Here is a 21159-nt window from a genome sequence, read left to right as displayed (position 1 = left end):
CTTAAGCTGTTCTGGGTTTCAGCCCCGGTACATGTTCGGGGTGATCGCAAATCAGCCCCGCCAGGGGCCAGCTCAGCGCGGTGGCATATTCGTCGGCGTGCTGCAGACCATACACCCAGCACGGCACTTGCTGGCGCGTCAGCTCGGCAATTTGCTCGCCCGAGGCAATCTCGTAATCAAACACCAGACCAACCCCGACCGGGCGCGGCACGGTGGCCAGCATGGTGTACAGATTGATCGTACGCACCGGTGAGTTGGCCAGTAGCAAAGCGCAGGGCAGCTGGGTTTCGCGTGCGATAGTCAAAATCAGCTGATGATGGAAGGAGCTGATCAGTCCTTTAAATGGCTGTGCTTGCGCTTCCAGTACCGCGCGGGTCGCATTCAAGCAGTCCGCCGATTTGAGTTCCAGATTCCAGAATGCAGTGGGAAAGGCCGCCAGTGCTTCGCTCAGCGTCGGAACCGGATAGCCTTGTATGTCGCATAGCTGGGCGTGCGTTAGCGATTTGACCAATTGCCCATCGGCCGCACAACGATCGTGAAACAGAATGGCCACGCCATCACGATCACAACGAATATCGGTTTCAAAGCCCGTCATCCCTGCTGCCCAGGCCTCGCCAAAAGCCGCAAGTGTGTTTTCGGGGTGATTGCGGGTCCAGCCGCGGTGTGCAATGTAATGCATGTTGGGTACACTCGAATTCGATGGCGTATTGCCAGATTAAACTTGTTATTAACTGCCTTGTGCAGGAATCAAATTGATGATCACTCGCCAATCTATGGTGTCTTTCCTATTGAGCCTGAGCGTGCTGGGCGCCAGTGTAGCATCGTCTGCCGCTGTGCAGACGTCCGCATCGTCGGCCAGTGCCACAGTGGCGGCGCGCCCGGCAGGCGATCAAGCCCGGCCACGTATCGGGCTGGTGCTGGGCGGTGGCGGGGCACGTGGCTTTGCCCATATCGGCGTGCTCAAGGTGTTGGAAGAAAACCGGATTCCTGTCGATTGCGTTGTGGGCACCAGTATTGGCTCGCTGGTGGGGGCGGCTTATGCCGCGGGGCGTAGCAGTGAAGAGATGACGCAGCGGATTCAGGCCGCCAACTGGGATGATCTGCTTTCGTCCAGCCTGCCACGCCAGATTAATTCCTACCGCAAAAAAAATGACGATGCGCTGGGCCTGATTGGTCTAGAGCTGGGCTTAAGTGATGATTTGAGTATCAAGCTGCCCAATGCGGCAATCAGCACGCAGAAAATCGAGTTTTTCCTGCGTGAGCTGACGTACGCTGGCACAGTCCGGCATTTTGACGATCTGCCGGTGCCGTATCGTGCCGTGGCGACCGATCTGGTGACGGGGCAGATGGTGGTGTTTGAAGATGGCGACATTGTAACCGCCATGCGCGCCAGTATGGCGGTGCCTGGCGTATTTCCGGCGGTAAACAGCAAGGATCACGTCCTGGTTGATGGCGGCCTGGTGCGCAATATGCCGATTGATGTGGCGCGGCAAACGTGCGCGGATGTGGTGATTGCGATTGATGTGGGCGCCGAGCCGCTCAAGCGCGAGGAGTTGAACAGTATTTTCTCGGTGGCCGACCAGTACACCCGGCTGATGATGGTGCAAAACGTCAAGCCGCAGCTCGATTCGCTGACGGCCGAGGATGTACTGATTTCGCCGCAGCTGGGCACCATGTCATCCAGTGATTTCAAAAAGTCAGCCGAAATGATCAAGGCGGGTGAGCTGGCCGCGCTGGCCGCTCTGCCGCAACTGCAGCGCTACGCGGTTTCTGCCGGGCAGTTTGCCAACTGGTCACAAAATCGGCTTGGGCGACATCTGCAAAGCCGCGCGATTGCCAGCGTAGAAGTGAAAGATCCGAATCAGGTAAATCCGGCGGTGCTTGAAAATGCGCTGGAAGTCAAAACTGGCGAGCCGCTGGATTTGCCCGAGTTTCATAAGAATCTGGCCACGGTGTATGCGCGCGGGGACTTTAGCCAGCTCGATTACGAGCTGCACCGCAAAGGAGGAGATGATGAGCTGCATATCCTGCCGATTGAGAAATCTTGGGGACCCAATTATCTGAATTTCGGCATCGGTGTCGGCACCGATTTTCGCGGCTCAACGCCATGGACGATTAGCGCAATGTACCGGCGTACTTGGATCAATTCGCTGGGCGCCGAATGGAAAACGCTGGCGCGGGTAGGGACGACCGAGGAAATCCGCAGCGAGTTTTATCAGCCCTTGCATCTGGATGGGCTGGCTTTTATTGCGCCCTATGCCAGCTACAAAACCGAGCCTTTGTCGCTGTGGCTGGACGGCAAGCAATTTGGCGATTATGAATACCGGCGGCTTACGGCGGGGGTTGATTTAGGTTCGACGCTGACCAAGTATGGTGAGGCACGTCTGGGGCCAGTGCTCAATTTGTACAAGCTCAAGGAAAATATCGGCATTCCGCTATTTGATGGTGGTTCGGCCAGAGATCTGGGCGTACATGCCAGCCTGTTTTATGACCAGCTGGATAATTATTTCTTTCCCAGCGATGGCGAGTATCTCAATCTGAATGCCTATCTGTCGGTGAAAAACGGCAGCGACATCAATCATTATTTCCGCCTCGGCGGTGAATTTAGAACAGCACGCAAGCTGGCCTCGGGGGCTGGCGTTCTCACCGTGCGTGCGCAGGAACAAGTCGGCGAGGCGCCCGATTTTGTCGATATCCGCTGGCTGGGTGGCTTTCTGAATATGTCGAGCTATCGCTATCAGGAGCTGCTGGCCAACCGTTTTTTGTATACCTCCTTGCAGTACTACCAGCCAACCAGCCTGTTGCCCAAAAGCTACTGGGGGCTGGCGCTGGAAGGCGCGCACCTGTTTGAGCAGCTCAATGCCTACGACGAAAAGCGCTGGCGCTCATCCGCCGCGGCCTATCTGGCTTACGATAGCTTTCTGGGGCCAATTTATCTGGGCATGGCCTATGGCGATAACGCGATGTGGAGCGCCTACTTTATGCTGGGTAAGCAGTTTTAAAGCGTGAGAAGATCAATGCATAGATTGCATTTTTGCCACTTGCCCCCATCTGGCAGGACATCAATGCAAAGCTGCCGCGTGATACCCTGCTGATAGGGTCGCCGCACAGTAAACGAAGTGATCAACATGAAATTATTCGACCGATTGCTGGGGCGAGCGCCTGCAGCAGCAAGCACAGGAAACGAGACCGTGAGTGAGACCCAATTGGATGCCATCCGCCAGACACTGGCTACTTTGATCGATCCGGATACGGGCAAGGATTATCTGTCGAGCAAAAACATCAAAAATTTGCGCCAGGAGCAGGGACGGGTCGAGCTTGATCTGGTGCTGGGCTATCCTGCGCAAAGCCAGTTTGCCGCCCGCGAGCAGCAGCTGGTGCAAGCGCTGCAGGTGCTTGACGGCGTTGAAGAGGTTAAGGTCAATGTCAGTAGCCAGATTGTGGCGCACTCGGTCGCCCGTGGCATGCCGCTGCAAAAGGGCATCAAGAATATTATTGCCGTTGCGTCGGGCAAGGGCGGGGTGGGTAAGTCAACCACATCGGCCAATCTGGCGCTGGCGCTGGCCGCTGAAGGTGCAAAAGTCGGTTTGCTCGATGCCGATATTTACGGCCCTAGCCAGCCAACGATGATGGGGGTGGCTGACGAGCGCCCCGAATCCATCGACAATAAATACATCAAACCGATTGAGAAATACGGCGTGCTCAATATGTCGATCGGCTTTCTGATCGACCCGGAGCAGCCCATGGTCTGGCGCGGCCCGATGGTGACGCAAGCTTTGACCCAGTTGCTGAACGATACGCTGTGGGGCGAGCTCGATTATCTGGTGATCGATCTGCCGCCGGGTACGGGCGACATCCAGCTCACCTTGTCACAAAAAGTACCCGTTACCGGCGCGGTGATTGTGACGACGCCACAGGATATTGCTTTGCTTGATGCGCGCAAGGGCTTGAAGATGTTTGAAAAGGTTGGCGTGCCGATTTTGGGTATTGTGGAAAACATGAGCATGCATGTCTGCAGCAATTGCGGCCATATCGAGCCGATTTTTGGCGAAGGTGGCGGCGAGAAAATGGGCGCTGAATATGGCACCGAGCTGATTGGCAAGCTGCCGCTGGATTTGTCCATCCGCCTGAATGCTGACGCAGGCCAGCCTAGTGTGGTTGCCGAACCCGATGGCGAAATTGCCGCCATTTATAAAGCGATAGCGCGCAAGGTGGCGGTGAAAGTGGCGGCCAAATCGCAGGATTTCAGCAATAAATTCCCGAAAATCGTCATTCAGAATACTTAATTTCTGCTCCAGTAAGGCGCTCGGTGGGCAATAAAACCTGCAAGTCTGGTATCCTTGTGGGGAGCGCCTTGGGTAGCAAGGCCGTAAAAGAACAACTCAAGCTGCATTGAGTCATAAGACGAGTAGAGATTAAACACGATGACCGACACGCAACTAGGTGCGCTAATCATCGCCGGCGCATTTGTTGGCGCGGTATTTGCCTACAACCAGTGGCAGGAATACCGGTATAAAAAACAGGCCAATAAAGCCTTCGCGAACAATCGGCGCAATCAGGACGATGTGCTGATCAATACCCCGAAAAATCTGGTTCGCAAGGGTGATCCGCAACGACTGGAGCCGGTGCTCGATACGCCAGCCCTGCCGCAGGACGAGCGTGAAGCCGAGCCGCTCCAGCCGCCAGTTCTGAGCGAGCCCGAATACGATGTGCCGAAGTACACCCCCGCACCCGTGCGCTATGACGAAGACATGCCGGACGACGTGCCGGATTTGCCACCATCATACCGTTCGACGTATGTGGCTCCAGCCCAGTCGGTAGAAGCGCCTGTGGCTTATACCCCTGAGGTGGCAGCGCCAGTGAGCGACTTTGCTGCCGCGCCAGCCAGTGTGTCTGTGCGCAGCTTTGATGATGCCGAAGAAGATGTGCTGGTCACCAGCCTGATTGACCCGGCGCTGGATTTTATTGCCGAAGTTCACGCCGGTCAGGCCATTGCTGCTGCTGATGTGCCGCCGTTTCCGGCGACCAAACGCGTGCAGATGATTGGTTTGAATCAGCTGGATCAATGGGAAACCGTTAATTCAACCAGCCGCAATCGCTATCTGGAGCTGCGGGTGGGCATGCAGCTGGCTGATCGCCAGGGCGCGCTAACGCAGGAATCGCTCAATGCCTTCTGTATGGGGGTGCAGCAATTTGCCGACGAGCACGAAGCGGTTGTTACATTCCCGCAACGCTCGGCCAAGCTGGCAGCTGCGCGCGAGCTTGATGATTTCTGTGCCTCGGTTGATGTGCTGATTGGCTTGAATATTCCGGCGGGTGCGCGGCCGATTCCGATGGAAAAAGTGCGCCTGCACGCCGAAAACGCCGGTATGGTGCGCGCCAATGATGGCACTTTCCAGTATCGCAGCGATTCGGGGAAAACCCTGTTTGTGCTGGCCAATCAGGATCAGACGCCACTGATGGCCACCTCGAAAGGCCTGACCTTGCTGTTTGACGTGCCGCGTGTGGCGGGCGGAATTGCCGTCTTTGATTATCTGACCGAGTTTGCCCAAAGCCTGTCGCAAGCGTTGGCGCTGGAGCTGGTTGATGACAATGGCAAGCCGCTGAACGCTAAAAGCCTGGCTAATATTCGCCGCCAGCTGGCTGAGCTGTATGCCAGCATGGATGATCGCGGTATTGCGCCCGGTTCGGTGGCCGCGCTGCGCTTGTTTGCCTGATTGGAGCAATGATAGTCACGGGTGTTTAACAACGCCGCTTCTTTGAAGCGGCGTTTGTATTTGTAAAAAGTTTTGGAAAAAGTGATGACCGATTTAGCCTTGCAAGCCGCCACATTGCGCGAACAACTCAATCGCTATGCGCATGAATACTATGTGCTCGATGCCCCCAGTGTGCCCGATGCCGAGTACGATCGCCTGTTTCGCGAGCTGCAGGCCATCGAGCAGGCGCATCCTGAGCTGTTAAGCCCGGATTCGCCCACCTTGCGCGTTGGCGGCAAGCCGCTGCCGCAGTTTGCACCAGTGACGCATGTGGTGCCGATGTTGTCGATTCGCACCGAAACAGATGTGAGCGAGCAGGGCGCTTTGGCATTTGATGCCAGCGTGCGCAAAGAGCTAGGTTTGTCTGCCACCGATCCGGCGATTGAATACGCCGCCGAGCTGAAATTTGATGGCTTGGCAATTAATCTGCGCTATGAAAATGGCGTGCTGGTGCAGGCCGCAACGCGCGGCGATGGTGCAACAGGCGAAGATGTAACGCAGAATATCCGCACTATTGGGCAGATTCCGTTGCGCCTACAGGTGCCGCAGCGTCAATTGCTAGCCGCCACGCCGGATTTGTTTGCAGCCGGTCAGGCAGGAGATTCCCCGTTCCCCGTTGTGCTCGAAGTACGTGGCGAAGTGTATATGCGGCGTGATGATTTCGAGGCGCTCAATGCGCGCCAGATTGGTCAAGGTGAAAAAACCTTCGTCAACCCGCGTAATACCGCAGCGGGTGCTGTGCGCCAGCTGGATCCGAGTATCGCCGCGCAGCGGCCACTGTCTTTCTATGGGTATGGCCTTGGCGAGGTTGCTGGATGGGATGTGCAGCCCGATACCCATTCGGGTATTCTCGATGCACTGGCACAATTTGGTTTTCCGGTTTGCGATGTGCGTGCGGTGGTGAAAGGCGGTGCGGGTCTGGCCGAGTTCCATGCCAAGGTGGCCGCACTGCGCGATACGCTGCCGTTTGATATTGACGGTGTGGTTTATAAAGTCAATTCGCTGGCGCTTCAGTCCGAGCTGGGGTTCAGAACGCGCGAGCCGCGCTGGGCCGTGGCGCACAAATACCCAGCGCAAGAGGCACTGACCGTGGTTGAGGCGATTGATATTCAGGTCGGGCGCACCGGCTCGCTCACGCCAGTAGCGCGACTTGCGCCGGTCTTCGTCGGCGGCGTCACGGTCACCAACGCCACGCTGCACAATCAGGATGAAATTGATCGCAAAGATGTTCGCGTCGGCGATACCGTGATTGTTCGTCGCGCAGGCGATGTGATCCCCGAAGTGGTCTCAGTGGTGCTCGAGCGCCGCCCGATGCAGGCCGTTCCCGGGGGCGATCTGTTCTCGCCAGCGCAGGCGCCGCATTATCCGGCGTACCGGATTCTGGAGTTGCACCCGGTTTGCCCGGTGTGCGGCAGCAAAACCGTGCGCGAGCCCGATGAGGCGCGTGTGCGCTGCACCGGCGGGCTGTTCTGCTCGGCTCAGCGCAAAGAAGCGCTGAAGCACTTTGCTGGCCGCCGCATGATGGACATCGACGGGCTGGGTGAGCGCTACATCGACGAGCTGGTGGAGCATGATTTTGTGCATAATCCAGCCGATCTATACCGGCTGACGCTGGCTGATTTTCTGGAAATGAAACGCCGTGCCGATGAAAGAGTTGGAACGGTGCCGGAAACGGTCAAAGCCGGGCAGGTGACGACGAAGTGGGCTGAAAACCTGCTGGCCGCGATTGAAGCGAGTCGCAAACCGCCGCTAGCGAGGCTGATCTTTGCACTGGGTATCCGCCATGTTGGCGAATCGACCGCCAAAACATTGGCCGATTATCTGGGTAGCTTGGCCAAAATCCAGCAAGCACCTGCGGCGATATTGCGGCTGTTGCCCGATATTGGGGCGACAGTTGCCGTCGCAATTGCCGACTTTTTTGCCGAAGAGCACAACCGCACGGTGGTGGCCCAATTGCTGACCAGCGGTGTCGAGCCGCAGGGCGAACATGCGCCGCAACCGGCGCTGCGCGAGCGCCTGACGCTGCCCGCCATTCTGGCGGCGCTCGACATCCCCAAGCTCACGCTGACACGAGCCACGCAGGTATGCACCGGCTTGGCGCAGCTGGCTGATCTGCATGAATTCAGCCAGGGTCGTCTGCAGGACGCTGGCTTACCGCTGGAGGTGGCGCAATCGCTACAAGGCTGGCTGGCTGCCAACCCCGGCGTGCTGGCGCAGCTTGACCAGCTGCGTCTGGATTGGCTGGCGCAAATCCCGGCTGACAGCGCCGCCGAGCAGGGCGTTTTTGCCGGTAAAACGCTGGTGTTGACTGGCACGCTGCCCACGCTGGGTCGGGACGAAGCCAAAGCACTGATCGAAGCGGCAGGAGGCAAAGTCTCCGGCAGCGTCTCGAAAAAAACCAGCTTTGTGGTTGCGGGTGAGGCCGCGGGCAGCAAGCTGGATAAAGCGCAGGAGCTGGGTGTTGCGGTGCTGGACGAGGCGCAATTGCTCGCTTTGCTGGGCTAGGGCCATTTGATTGGTGCTTGCTGTGGTCTGTGCTGTGAGCTTGGTCACGGTGATAATTTGCACGAGTAACCATGGTGGCTAGATTTATTGGGGTGGGTATAGGGCTGTAGCTGTTTTTTCATTTGCTTTACAGGGGTATACCTTGCCAAGTATGCCGGTGGTTTGTTTGTCTAGGTAAAGCTTTTGGCTTGTTTAAAATTTTAAACAAATAAATTTTATTTTCGCGATTGACTTGTGTGTCCAATTAATTGAACATGTTGGATATGCAAAAATCTGAAGCACTGCGCCTTTTTGGTAGCCAAACCCGCCTGGCCGATGCGCTCGGGCTAGGGCGTTCTGCCGTTTCCCAGTGGCCTGAGGTGCTCAATCTCAAGCAGGCCGATCAGGTAATGGGCGCAGCCTTGCGTCTCGGTTTACTCGACAATACCCTCTCTCTTCAAGGAAATACCATGCAAAAAATCCGTAAAGCCGTGTTCCCCGTAGCAGGGATGGGAACGCGTTTTCTGCCCGCGACCAAGGCTAGCCCGAAAGAAATGATGTCCGTGGTGGACAAGCCGCTGATCCAGTACGCCGTTGAAGAGGCGCTGGCGGCAGGCATTACCGAAATGATTTTTATCACAGGCCGCCATAAGCGCAGCATTGAAGATCACTTTGATAAGGCCGGCGAGCTGGAAGCCGATCTGGAAGCCAAGCAGAAAACCAAGCTGCTGGAAGTCTTGCGCGGCATTATTCCTAAATCAGTAACCTGCATTTACATCCGCCAGCCCGAAGCGCTGGGTCTGGGGCATGCGGTGCTGTGCGCCAAACCGGTGGTCGGCGACGAGCCATTTGCGGTGATTCTGGCTGATGACCTGATCGACGGTGACGGCGTGTCGGAAATGAAGCGTATGGTTGATGTCTTTGGCGATACGCACTGCTCGGTACTGGGGGTAGAAGAAGTCGCCCATGAAGAAACCGGCAGCTACGGTATTGTAGAAGTGAGTGAAAACGCGGGCCGTCTGCGCGTGGGCAATATTGTCGAGAAACCAAAGCCGGAGGAAGCCCCATCCAATCTGGCCGTGGTCGGTCGCTACATCCTGACGCCGCGCGTTTTCCATCACCTGCAAAATGTCCAGCCCGGTAAAGGTGGCGAGATTCAGCTGACCGATGGCATTTTTGCCCTGATGCAAGAACAACACATCTTGGCGCACAAACTGCAAGGCACGCGCTACGACTGCGGCAGCAAAATCGGCTTTCTGAAAGCCACAGTCGAGCTGGGTCTGAAACACCACGAAGTTGGCCCGGATTTCACCGCCTACATGAAAGAGTTCTGCAAGACATTCTGATTGAATGAAAAAAAAGACCACCGAAAGGTGGTCTTTTGTTTGGGTGTGACTTGGATTTGATCAGGCTTTGTCGTAGAGCTTTGCGCCGCCTTTGATAAATTCAATTGATTTGGTTTCCATGCCTTTGGTCAGCGCCGCTTCGGCATCGATGCCTTGCTGTTCGGCAAATTCGCGCACATCCTGTGTGATTTTCATCGAGCAGAAGTGCGGGCCGCACATTGAGCAGAAGTGCGCCACTTTAGCGCTATCTTTCGGCAAGGTTTCGTCGTGGAATTCGCGTGCACGGTCTGGATCAAGACCGATATTGAATTGATCTTCCCAGCGGAATTCAAAACGCGCTTTTGACAAGGCATTGTCACGAATCTGCGCGCCCGGATGACCTTTTGCCAAATCCGCGGCGTGGGCGGCCAATTTGTACGTAATGATGCCTTCTTTCACGTCGGCTTTGTTCGGCAGACCCAAATGCTCTTTTGGTGTTACGTAGCAAAGCATTGCGGTGCCGTACCAGCCGATTTGCGCTGCGCCAATCGCCGAAGTGATGTGGTCGTAACCGGGGGCAATGTCAGTCGTCAATGGACCAAGGGTGTAGAACGGCGCTTCATGGCACCATTCCAGTTCTTTATCCATATTTTCTTTGATCAATTGCATCGGCACGTGGCCAGGGCCTTCGATCATAACTTGTACATCGTGTTTCCACGCGATTTGCGTCAATTCACCCAGCGTTTTGAGCTCGCCCAATTGCGCTTCGTCGTTCGCATCCCACACCGAACCTGGACGCAGGCCATCGCCGAGCGAGAACGCTACGTCGTAGGCTTTCATGATCTCGCAAATTTCTTCAAAGTGCGTGTAGAGGAAGTTTTCTTTGTGGTGCGCCAAACACCATTTGGCCATGATCGAGCCGCCGCGCGACACGATACCGGTCATGCGGTTGGCCGTCATCGGCACATAACGCAGCAACACGCCGGCGTGGATGGTGAAGTAGTCAACACCTTGTTCGGCCTGCTCGATCAGCGTGTCTTTGAAAATTTCCCAAGTCAGATCTTCGGCCTTGCCGTTTACTTTTTCCAAGGCCTGATAAATAGGCACGGTGCCAATCGGTACCGGCGAATTGCGCAAAATCCATTCGCGCGTTTCGTGGATGTTTTTACCGGTCGACAGATCCATGATCGTGTCGGCGCCCCAGCGAATGCCCCAAGTCATTTTGTCGACTTCTTCGGTAATCGACGAAGTGACGGCCGAATTGCCGATGTTGCCGTTGATCTTCACCAGGAAATTGCGGCCGATGATCATCGGCTCGGATTCGGGGTGGTTGATATTGTTTGGAATGATCGCGCGACCGGCGGCGATTTCATCGCGAACGAATTCAGGTGTGATTTTCTCTGGAATATTCGCACCGTAATTTTGCCCCGGATGCTGGAACAACATCATTTTGGCGAGCTTTTTGCCTTTCTCGCCCAGCGCCAGCAGGCTTTCAGTGTATTTTTCGCGCTGCAAATTTTCGCGAATCGCCACGTATTCCATTTCCGGCGTCACGATGCCTTGGCGAGCGTAATGCATTTGCGACACGTTTTTGCCTGGTTTGGCTTTACGCGGTTTGCGTTGTAATTCAAAACGCAGATCGTCAAGGCTCTTGTCGGCTTCGCGGGCGCGGCCATATTCGCTGGTCATGCCATCCAATTGCTCGGTGTCATCGCGCTCGGCAATCCATGCCGCGCGAATCGGAGCCAAGCCCTTGCGCACGTCAATGGTTGCGTTTGGATCGGTGTACGCGCCCGAACAGTCATACACATAAATCGGCGGGTTTTGCTCGCCACCAAACATCGTTGGCGTATCGGCCTGGCTGATTTCACGCATCGGCACTTGGATGTCGGGGCGTGAGCCTTGCACATAAATTTTGCGTGAATTGGGTAAAGGCTGGATGGCGGCGGAATCAACCACGGCTTCGGTGGCTAGAAATTCAACTTTGGCGTTCATTTTAGGGTCTCCAATGATATTCACGCATTCGGTTTGCAGTGGGGATATAAGTCGATATATGCCACTGAAATATCGGATCGAAATACGAACGAGGGGAGACAGAGTGGGGGATTAAACGCACTCGCTTCCCTTCGCCGGTATTAACCGGATCAGGTTCCAAGGGTGTTTCTCATCCGGCTAAAACGACGTAGCCAGAACCCCTAGCGATATGAATGAATGTGAAATTAAAAGAGTTGTGGGATAATTGCAAGATATATTCGATTAACACAGGCCAAGAACGGCCAAGCTTTGAGGTGACGCAAACATGGATTGGGAAAAAGCACGTTATTTACTGGTAGAACAACAAATCCGCCCATGGAATGTTTTGGACTCCAAAGTTCTTGAGCGCGTCCTCAATACCCGCCGCGAAGACTTTGTGCCTGCCGACAAAAAAGAGCTCGCTTTTGTCGATGTTGAATTGCCGCTGGCTAATGGCCAACTGATGCTGGCACCGAAAGTGGAAGCCCGCTTGCTGCAGGAAGTGGCACTGAAAGAAACTGATAAAGTGTTGATCGTTGGCGCTGGCACTGCTTACCTGACTGCGCTGGCTGCTGGCCTCTGTGCGCAGGTAGTGGTCATCGAGGCAGACACCAAGCAAGCCGAGCTGACCAATGCAGCGCTCAAGGCTGCAGGGATTAAAAATGTCAGTATTGAAGTAGGGACAACCCTGACTAGCAAGCAGGGACCGTTTGATGTGATTATTGCCGCAGCTTCATTTGAAGAGGTGCCTGCAGAACTGATGCAGCAATTGTCCGTGGAAGGCCGCCTGATCGCTATTTTAGGGCAAGAGCCAATAATGCATGCTACCTTATTTGTCCAGGGTAAAACTGCAGTCAAGCCCAAGCAGGTTTTTGATTACAATTTGCCCCGCTTTCGAGTGAATACACTGCAGTTTGCCTTTTAATAGCCCGGCCTTCGGCTTTGCTCATGGCTTTATCTGGCTGACTTGATGTTTATCATCCAAAACCCGCACTTTTGCGGGTTTTTGCCTTTAATCGAGTATGAATTTGATACAGATTAGGTAGAATGTGCGGCTTGTATTTGCGATCTGTAAGCTAAATACCAAGCCGCCTTGTATTTGGGCTGTCGGGCTTGAGCATGATTTGAGAATTTGAACTGGGCTATGCAGCCCGTCTGCGGTATCGCTGCCTAAATTTAGCCGACTTTGTGCCTTGTGCTAGGGGCGGCATCATGATGAATTAATTAGAGCGGTGGATTTGCACGGCTGCACATTGATTGGATGCGTTATAAATGACAATTTTAGTTACAGGCGGCGCTGGATTTATCGGCGGTAATTTTGTGTTGGACTGGCTGGCGGGTACGGATGAAGCCGTGGTCAATGTCGATAAACTGACGTATGCCGGTAACCTCGACACCCTGCAAGGGCTGCAGGGCGATACCCGGCATGTTTTTGTGCGTGCCGATATTGGTGATCGCGACGTGATTGGCCGTTTGCTGGCCGAGCACAAACCTCGCGCGGTGATTAATTTTGCGGCTGAATCGCATGTGGATCGCTCCATTCACGGCCCTGGTGATTTCATCCAGACTAATGTGGTTGGTACTTTCAATCTGCTCGAAAGCGTGCGCGCTTATTGGAATGAGCTGCCAGCCGATGACAAAGCAACCTTCCGCTTCTTGCATGTTTCAACTGATGAAGTGTATGGCACGCTCGAGGCCAATGATCCGCCGTTTTCTGAAACCAATACCTACGAGCCCAACAGCCCGTACTCTGCTTCTAAAGCGGCTTCAGATCACCTCGTTCGGGCCTGGCACCACACCTACGGTTTGCCTGTGTTAACGACCAATTGCTCAAACAACTATGGCCCATACCATTTCCCAGAAAAATTGATTCCGCTGGTGATTTTGAATGCGCTCAATGGCAAGCCACTGCCGATTTATGGCGATGGCCAGCAAATCCGCGATTGGTTGTATGTGAAAGACCATTGCTCTGCAATCCGCCGCGTATTGGAAGCGGGTAAAGTAGGTGAAACGTATAACGTCGGCGGCTGGAACGAAAAAGCCAATCTGGATGTGGTGAAAACCATTTGCAGCCTGCTCGATCAATTGCAGCCGCGCACGGATGGCCAAGGCTACGCTGAGCAGATTACTTATGTGACCGATCGTCCGGGCCATGATCGCCGCTACGCGATTGATGCGACGAAGCTCGCACGTGAATTGGGCTGGAAACCGGCCGAAACCTTCGAATCGGGCATCCGTAAAACGGTGGAATGGTACTTGGCCAATCAAGACTGGGTGAAAAACGTCACCAGCGGTGCATACCGTGAGTGGGTATCAACCCAGTACGGAGCCTAATCATGGCTTCTCAGGCAATACCCAAGATATTGGTCACGGGCAAAAATGGCCAGGTCGGATTTGAACTGCAACGCAGCCTCGCCGTTCTCGGCGAAATTGTTGCGGTTGATCGTGAAGAATGTGATCTGAGTAATCCAGAGGCCATTCGTGAGCTGGTGCAGCGCGTTCGCCCCGACATTATTGTTAACCCTGCCGCGCATACCGCAGTCGATAAAGCTGAATCCGAAGTTGAGTTCGCCACAGCGCTGAACGCCACTGCACCCCAAGTGTTCGCCGAAGAAGCCGCCAAGCAGGGTGCATTGTTGATTCACTATTCGACCGATTACGTGTTTGACGGCAATAAAGACGGTTGGTATAGCGAAACCGATACACCCAATCCGCAGTCGGTTTACGGTAAAACCAAGCTGGCTGGCGAGCTGGCCGTAGCGGCCGCCCACCCGCGCCACTTGATCTTCCGCACCAGCTGGGTCTTTGGCGCACATGGTGGCAACTTTCTGAAAACCATGCTGCGGCTGATGCAGCAGCGTGAAGCGCTCAGCGTGGTAGCCGATCAGTTTGGCGCGCCAACTTCAGCTAGCCTGCTGGCCGATGTGACGGCGCAAATTATTGCGCAGTATCTGCGTTGTGCCGACCAAGCCGGATTTGCCTACGGCACTTACCACCTGGTTGCCGGCGGAGAAACCAGCTGGCATGGGTATGCTTCGCTAGTTAATGATATATCTGCCCTGCAGGGCTATACCCTCAAGATTGCTAGTCACGATATTAAAGCGATTCCGAGTAGCGACTACCCAGTACCCGCGCCACGCCCTGCCAATTCGCGCTTAGATACGCAAAAAATCCAGACGGCATTTGGCTTAAGCTTGCCGATGTGGCAAGCAGGCGTGCATCAGGTGATGACCTTGCTCAAGCAAGGATAAATGCGCTGCCGTAACTTCAATTTCAGGACACACACAATGGCCAATCGTAAAGGCATTATTCTCGCGGGTGGATCGGGTACACGCCTATTTCCCGCCACGATCGCAGTTTCGAAACAACTCCTGCCGATCTACGACAAACCGATGATCTACTACCCGCTGAGCACCCTGCTGCTCGCGGGGATTCGCGATATCCTGATCATCTCAACCCCGCAAGACACGCCGCGTTTCGAGCAATTGCTCGGCGACGGCAGCCAGTGGGGGCTCAAGTTGCAATATGCTGTGCAAGCTAGCCCAGATGGCTTGGCGCAGGCATTTATCATCGGCGAAGACTTCATCGGTCAGGACAATGTCGCGCTGGTGCTGGGAGATAATATTTTCTACGGGCATGAATTTGCCGGATTGCTCAAAGAAGCTGCAGCCAAAGAGCAGGGTGCCAGTGTATTTGCCTACCATGTGCATGACCCTGAGCGCTACGGCGTCGTGGATTTTGATGCAAGTGGCAAAGCTTTGTCGATTGAAGAAAAGCCACAGCAGCCAAAGTCCAATTACGCAGTGACCGGCCTGTATTTCTACGACAATCAGGTCGTTGAAATTGCCAAAAATATCAAACCCTCGCCGCGTGGCGAGCTGGAAATCACCGATGTCAACGGTGTGTATCTCGCCCAAGGCCAGTTGGACGTGCAAACCATGGGCCGTGGCTATGCCTGGCTCGATACCGGCACCCATGAATCCATGCTGGAAGCCAGCCAGTTTATTCAGACGATTGAAGCGCGCCAGGGGCTGAAAGTCTGCTGTCCGGAAGAAATCGCCTATCGCCAGGGCTGGATTGACGCAGCGCAAGTTGAGCAATTGGCGCAGCCGCTGAAGAAAAATGCCTACGGCCAATATTTGCTGCGCATGATTCTGGAAAAGGTATTTTAAATATGAATGTCATTGACACCGCTATTCCCGACGTCAAGATTATCGAGCCCAAAGTATTTGGTGATGACCGTGGTTTCTTTTACGAGAGTTTTAATCACGCCAGATTTGAAGAAGCGATTGGTCGTAAAGTTGAATTTGTACAAGACAACCACAGCAAATCGGTCAAAGGTGTTTTGCGCGGCCTGCATTATCAGATCCAGCACCCGCAAGGAAAACTGGTGCGTTGTACACGCGGCGAAGTCTTCGATGTAGCGGTGGATTTGCGCAAGTCTTCAGCCACATTTGGCCAGTGGGTGGGGGTGACGCTCAGTGAGGAAAACAAACGCCAGCTCTGGGTTCCGGAAGGGTTTGCTCATGGCTTTGTTGTGGTGAGCGAAGTGGCCGAATTTCTGTATAAAACGACAGATTACTGGTTTCCAGAGCATGAACGCAGCTTGCTGTGGAATGATCAAGATCTGGCTATTACATGGCCTGAGCTGGCAGCGGCACCAAGTTTGTCAGCCAAAGATCAGGTCGGCATCGTATTCAAATCGGCTGATTCGTTTGAGTAAAGTGATGACCATGCTGCCCTGCGTGCCGATTGATCATCTAGGTAAGACATATGCATTTTGCTGATGATGGCGCAGGGAGCTGGACTTGAAGACGCGGCGTGTCGCGGTGTTAATGGCCACCTGCAATGGCATGGCATATGTCAAAGCCCAGATCGAATCGATTTTGCAGCAAGAGAATCTGGCCGTAACGCTATTCATCAGTGATGATGGTTCGACTGATGGCACCTGGGAATATTTGCAGTCCTGCAGCCATGACCAGATTGTTCTTCTCCCCCGCGACGATAGATTTGGCAGCGCTGCAGGCAATTTCTTCCGCCTGATTCGAGATGTCTCTTTTTCCTGTTTTGACTATATCGCGCTGGCTGATCAGGACGATCTTTGGTTTCCTGGGAAGCTCAAGCGCGCCGCAGACACACTTGAGCGCCTTAAAGCCGATATTTATTCAGGTAATGTGTTGGCATTTTGGCCTGATGGGCGAAAAATGCTGATCAACAAAGCGCAAGCTCAAAGACAATGGGATTACCTGTTCGAGGCTGCCGGGCCCGGTTGCACTTATGTGATGCAGATTAACGCGGCATGTCAGTTGCAGCAGTTTTTGCGCGCCAAGCAAGCCGCATCCGCAGATATTGTTTTGCATGACTGGCTGATTTACGCTTGGGCTCGCAATCTGGGTTTATTGTGGTATATCGACCGGGTACCCATGATGCACTATCGTCAGCATGCCAATAATGTGGTCGGGATCAACCAGGGCGTACGGGCCGCGTTCAAGCGCATAGGCAAGCTGCGTGATGGCTGGTATCTCCGACAAATTCGGTGCATCGCAGAGATGTTGGAGTTAGCTAGCGCGCCCCCGATTCATTGGTTGAATCAAATGGGCTGTTTCAATCGATTGCGTCTAATCATGGCTGCTGCCAATTGCCGACGGCGCTTTCGGGATAGGCTCGGCTTTATTTTATTTATCGCGCTACTTCGCTGATATGTCGGACAAATTTCTAGTGACCGGAGCGACCGGATTTGTCGGTCAGGGTTTCATTGCCATGCTCAAACGCCAGGGGGTGCAATATTGTGCCGTTGCAAGGCGAGCGGTTGGCGATTCTGTCATCATGCCTGCCATGGATGGGCAAACCGACTGGCAAGCATTGCTGCCAGGGGTTGGGGTTGTTGTCCACACGGCTGCACGTGTTCATCTGCTTGCTGATGATGCAATCAATCCACTGGCTGAATATAGAAAAGTGAATGTGGAAGGCACTATCAATCTAGCCCGTCAAGCGGCTCAGGCCGGGGTCAGGCGCTTTATCTTTATCAGCTCGATCAAGGTACATGGCGAAAAAAATCGTGATGGCTTGCCGTTTAGCGCCGATGATCAGCCTAAACCGGAAGATGCTTATGCCATCTCAAAATATGAAGCTGAGCAAGGTTTGCTTGAGTTGGCCAGAACGGCCGGTATGCAGGTGGTGATCATTCGCCCGCCGCTCGTCTATGGTGCCGGGGTTAAGGCCAATTTTGATCTGTTAGTCAGGGCGATTATGCGTGGTATACCGCTACCGCTCGGTGCGATCAGCAACCGGCGTAGCTTGGTCGCTCTGGAAAATCTGCTCGATTTAATCTGGACCTGCGCACACCATCCTGCGGCATCCAATCAGGTTTTTCTGGTCAGTGACGGCGAAGATGTTTCGACGCCAGAATTGATCAGGCGTCTGGCATTTGCTTTGAAAGTGCCTGCCCGATTATTTTATGTGCCGGTGAGTTTATTCAGGGGTTTGGCATTTTTGCTGGGGAGAAAAAATATCGCCAGCCGTTTATGTGATTCCCTGTTGCTTGATATCGAAAAAACTTGCCGGACATTGCAGTGGCGTCCACCGCTTACGATGATGCAGGCGCTGGAAGACACAGCTAGATTCTATCGATCACAGCGCTGAGCGGCTGTATGAAAACCATGCGGATTACATAATGAAACGTTTACTGGACATTGCATTTGCAATGGTTTTGCTCACCCTGTTTTTTTTACCGATAGTGGTGATTGCCATCTGGGTCAAAGCTACCTCTTGCGGTCCGGTATTGTATTGGTCAGATCGAGTTGGTCTGAACAATCAACTCTTCCGGATGCCCAAATTTCGCACCATGCGTACCAACACCCCTGAGTTGGCTACTCATCTACTTGATAATCCTGATCGATACTTGACGCCGATTGGACACTTCTTGCGTAAATCCAGTTTGGATGAATTGCCGCAATTATGGTGCATATTAACTGGGCAAATGAGTTTTGTCGGCCCAAGGCCTGCCTTATTCAATCAAACCGATCTGATTGCGTTACGAACTTCATCAGGGGTTCACCAGCTTTTACCGGGGCTAACTGGATGGGCGCAAATTAATGGGCGTGACGAGTTGCCAATCCCTAAGAAAGTCCAATTCGATGTAGAATACCTGCAAAGAAAATCGCTCTGGTTTGATATTAAAATTATTTTTTTAACACTGTTTAAAGTGCTCCGGCGAGAAGGCGTTTCACACTGATTATGATATCACGCGCAGAAAAGACACCCCTCGCTTAATCTGAGCGCTTAAACAGATGTACGATATTGTTATTAAAAGGTTTTTTGTCAATTTGCCCTGTGTAATTGCCGGACTAATACTGGATTAACGTGTTTGATATGTTAATGAAAGCAGTAGCATTGCCCCGCATCATCAAAAGCCTGATTATTCTGGCTGCAGACTTTGTACTTTTACCCTTGGCATTATGGGCCGCCATCTCCTTGCGCTTGGACAACTGGACTTATCCACTGCAATATGACTGGTGGGTATTCTTACTTCCCTCTATTATTGCTGCGCCGCTTTTTATCCGCTTTGGTCTGTATCGCGCAGTGATCCGCTACATTGAAGACCGGGCGGTAATCACCATCCTGACCGCAGTAACCTTGGCCACACTTTTTTTTGTTGCCGCTCTACAGCTATTCCAGATTACCGGCGTGCCACGTGGCTCATTGCTGATTTACTGGCTGCTGGCTCTAATTATTATCATTTCTAGCCGCTTTGCCGCCCGCTCCATTTTGCGCAAATTCGCTCCTTTTGCTGCCGAGCGAAAGCGGGTTTTGATTTATGGTGCAGGCAATGCAGGCCGCCAGCTTGCCGTGGCTTTGCGCGCAGGCCATGAATACGAGCCGATAGGCTTTGTTGATGATGCAGTCGAGCAGCAAGGTTTGCAGATTGGCGGCTTGAAGGTGTTCAGCAATGAGCAGATGCTGCAACAAATCGAGTATCAGGAAGTATCGCAGGTATTACTGGCGATTCCATCAGCTTCGCGTTCGCGCCAGATCGAGCTGGTCAATCAGCTTGAGCCACTTGCGGTAGAAGTGCGGATATTGCCAAGCATGGCCGATCTGGTGAATACCGAAATCCGGCCAATCGAAGCCAGACAGGTGGGGGTGGACGAACTCTTGGGCAGAGAGCCGGTACCTCCCAATAAAGAGCTGCTGCGCAGAAATATCAGCGGCAAAGTGGTGATGGTCACAGGTGCAGGTGGCTCGATTGGCGCCGAATTATGCCGGCAGATCATTAAAAATCAGCCTAGCGCGCTGGTATTGTATGAATTATCCGAGTTCGCCCTGTATTCAATTGAGCAGGAGTTAATCCATAGCATTCGTGATCAGGGCTTGGAAATTTCACTGCATCCGGTACTGGGGTCGGTACAGAATGCGATGCGTTTGGCGGCGATTATGTCGCGCTATGAGGTGAACTCGGTCTATCACGCAGCAGCCTACAAGCATGTCCCGCTGGTTGAGTTTAATGTCACTGAAGGAATTTTGAATAACACCTTTGGTACTCACGCTGCGGCCTCTGCTGCCATTGAGGCTGGCGTTGAACTGTTTGTGCTTATTTCCACCGACAAGGCTGTGCGCCCGACCAATGTCATGGGGGCGAGTAAGCGGATGTCAGAGCTGATTTTGCAGGCATTTGCCTTAAGCAAGCAGTCTTCAACCCGCTTCTGCATGGTTAGATTTGGCAATGTGCTCGGTTCGAGTGGCTCGGTGGTGCCGGTATTTCGCAAGCAGATTGCTGCGGGTGGCCCGGTGAAAGTGACTCATCCGGAAATCAACCGCTTCTTTATGACCATTCCGGAAGCTTCGCAGCTGGTGATTCAGGCCGGGGCGATGGGTGGGAATGGCGAGGTGTTTGTGCTGGATATGGGCAAGCCGGTGCGGATTGTCGATTTGGCACGCCGCATGATTCACCTGAGTGGCTTTAAGGTCAAAGATGATACGACGCCGCACGGCGATATTGCCATCGAGTTTTCCGGCCTGCGTCCCGGCGAGAAGCTGTATGAAGAATTGCTGATTGGTGATAATGTCAGCGGTACCGAGCACCCGCGAATTATGAAGGCCAATGAAGGTTGTTTAAGCCCGGATGAATTGTCACTGGTGATGGCTGATCTGGGAGCGGCCTGTGCGGCGAATGACTCGCGGCGGATTATCGAAATTCTGCAAGAATGCGTCGCGGGCTTTAAGCCTGATCAGGATGTGCGCGATCATTTGTATGAATTTATGGATTAGCGCCTGATGGGTATTGCTCTGTCGGGCAATTGTAGTCTGCGCTACAGAGTAATACCCTTGTGCTGTATGTGTCGCATCCCGGACGATTGCCTGAGTAAACGCATCTGGAAACTTGCCCTAGCTCGCGAGAGTTTAGGTAAGCTTCTGGCAACGCTCAAGGCCCAGACAACATGATCGTCCAATTACACAAAAACGCCCGCACCACGCCTGCCATTCGCAGGGAAATTCAGCAAGCGACCGGCACTCAGGCCGAACTGGCTGCACGCTATAACGTCTCCGTCGATACCATTCACAAGTGGCAGAACCGGGACAGT

At 53.7% G+C, this 21159-nt stretch carries 16 protein-coding genes and 1 riboswitch; of the genes, 14 read left to right on the top strand and 2 right to left on the bottom strand.

Annotated features, from left to right (window positions below):
* Position 1: 1 nt before the first annotated feature.
* Complete coding sequence (locus tag FLS37_RS13750) at positions 2 to 679, bottom strand: glycerophosphodiester phosphodiesterase (RefSeq protein WP_157670547.1); 678 nt, start codon at positions 677 to 679, stop codon at positions 2 to 4.
* Between the two features lie 76 nt (positions 680 to 755).
* Here FLS37_RS13750 and FLS37_RS13745 point away from each other — a divergent pair, with 76 nt between their 5' ends.
* The 5 genes from FLS37_RS13745 to galU all read left to right on the top strand — a co-directional run bounded on the left by FLS37_RS13745 (position 756) and on the right by galU (position 9586).
* A complete protein-coding gene (locus FLS37_RS13745) occupies positions 756 to 3002 on the top strand; it encodes a patatin-like phospholipase family protein (RefSeq protein ID WP_157670546.1) in 2247 nt (748 codons plus the stop codon).
* Positions 3003 to 3191: 189 nt separating this feature from the next.
* Positions 3192 to 4286 carry an iron-sulfur cluster carrier protein ApbC gene (apbC, locus tag FLS37_RS13740; RefSeq protein WP_232522610.1) on the top strand — a complete coding sequence of 365 codons (1095 nt, stop codon included), beginning with the start codon at positions 3192 to 3194 and terminating at the stop codon, positions 4284 to 4286.
* A gap of 138 nt (positions 4287 to 4424) precedes the next feature.
* The gene (locus FLS37_RS13735; protein ID WP_157670544.1) at positions 4425 to 5717 is read left to right on the top strand and encodes a cell division protein ZipA C-terminal FtsZ-binding domain-containing protein; all 1293 of its coding nucleotides are present in this window, start codon (positions 4425 to 4427) and stop codon (positions 5715 to 5717) included.
* An 84-nt stretch (positions 5718 to 5801) separates the two neighbouring features.
* Positions 5802 to 8261 (top strand): NAD-dependent DNA ligase LigA, encoded by a 2460-nt coding sequence (gene ligA, locus FLS37_RS13730; RefSeq protein WP_157670543.1) that lies wholly within the window; start codon positions 5802 to 5804, stop codon positions 8259 to 8261.
* A gap of 449 nt (positions 8262 to 8710) precedes the next feature.
* Positions 8711 to 9586, top strand: coding sequence for a UTP--glucose-1-phosphate uridylyltransferase GalU (galU, locus tag FLS37_RS13725; protein ID WP_157670579.1), 876 nt, complete (start codon positions 8711 to 8713; stop codon positions 9584 to 9586).
* Between the two features lie 60 nt (positions 9587 to 9646).
* On the opposite strand, the gene thiC is transcribed toward galU, so the two are convergent.
* On the bottom strand, positions 9647 to 11560 hold the full coding sequence (gene thiC, locus FLS37_RS13720) for a phosphomethylpyrimidine synthase ThiC (RefSeq protein ID WP_157670542.1): 1914 nt from the start codon (positions 11558 to 11560) through the stop codon (positions 9647 to 9649).
* Between the two features lie 109 nt (positions 11561 to 11669).
* A riboswitch (TPP riboswitch) is annotated at positions 11670 to 11772 on the bottom strand.
* Between the two features lie 92 nt (positions 11773 to 11864).
* Between thiC and FLS37_RS13715 the strand changes: the two genes are divergently transcribed.
* From FLS37_RS13715 to FLS37_RS13675, 9 genes are all read left to right on the top strand, one after another.
* Positions 11865 to 12503, top strand: a complete 639-nt coding sequence (locus FLS37_RS13715) for a protein-L-isoaspartate O-methyltransferase (RefSeq protein ID WP_157670541.1) — start codon at positions 11865 to 11867, stop codon at positions 12501 to 12503.
* A gap of 347 nt (positions 12504 to 12850) precedes the next feature.
* Entirely contained in the window at positions 12851 to 13912 is a 1062-nt protein-coding gene (gene rfbB, locus FLS37_RS13710) for a dTDP-glucose 4,6-dehydratase (protein ID WP_157670540.1), read from the top strand.
* Positions 13913 to 13914: 2 nt separating this feature from the next.
* Positions 13915 to 14829 carry a dTDP-4-dehydrorhamnose reductase gene (gene rfbD, locus FLS37_RS13705; RefSeq protein WP_157670539.1) on the top strand — a complete coding sequence of 305 codons (915 nt, stop codon included), beginning with the start codon at positions 13915 to 13917 and terminating at the stop codon, positions 14827 to 14829.
* Between the two features lie 36 nt (positions 14830 to 14865).
* On the top strand, positions 14866 to 15750 hold the full coding sequence (gene rfbA / locus FLS37_RS13700) for a glucose-1-phosphate thymidylyltransferase RfbA (RefSeq protein WP_157670538.1): 885 nt from the start codon (positions 14866 to 14868) through the stop codon (positions 15748 to 15750).
* Positions 15751 to 15752: 2 nt separating this feature from the next.
* The gene (gene rfbC, locus FLS37_RS13695; protein WP_157670537.1) at positions 15753 to 16301 is read left to right on the top strand and encodes a dTDP-4-dehydrorhamnose 3,5-epimerase; all 549 of its coding nucleotides are present in this window, start codon (positions 15753 to 15755) and stop codon (positions 16299 to 16301) included.
* An 85-nt stretch (positions 16302 to 16386) separates the two neighbouring features.
* Entirely contained in the window at positions 16387 to 17277 is an 891-nt protein-coding gene (locus FLS37_RS13690; RefSeq protein WP_198314637.1) for a glycosyltransferase, read from the top strand.
* A gap of 1 nt (position 17278) precedes the next feature.
* Positions 17279 to 18220, top strand: a complete 942-nt coding sequence (locus FLS37_RS13685) for an SDR family oxidoreductase (RefSeq protein ID WP_157670535.1) — start codon at positions 17279 to 17281, stop codon at positions 18218 to 18220.
* 31 nt (positions 18221 to 18251) lie between these two features.
* On the top strand, positions 18252 to 18812 hold the full coding sequence (locus tag FLS37_RS13680; protein ID WP_157670534.1) for a sugar transferase: 561 nt from the start codon (positions 18252 to 18254) through the stop codon (positions 18810 to 18812).
* Between the two features lie 143 nt (positions 18813 to 18955).
* The gene (locus FLS37_RS13675) at positions 18956 to 20845 is read left to right on the top strand and encodes a nucleoside-diphosphate sugar epimerase/dehydratase (RefSeq protein WP_232522609.1); all 1890 of its coding nucleotides are present in this window, start codon (positions 18956 to 18958) and stop codon (positions 20843 to 20845) included.
* Positions 20846 to 21159: the final 314 nt, after the last annotated feature.

This window comes from Chitinibacter sp. GC72 (assembly GCF_009760905.1).
Classification (GTDB): Bacteria; Pseudomonadota; Gammaproteobacteria; order Burkholderiales; family Chitinibacteraceae; genus Chitinibacter.
This window is presented reverse-complemented; position numbering and strand designations above follow the sequence as displayed.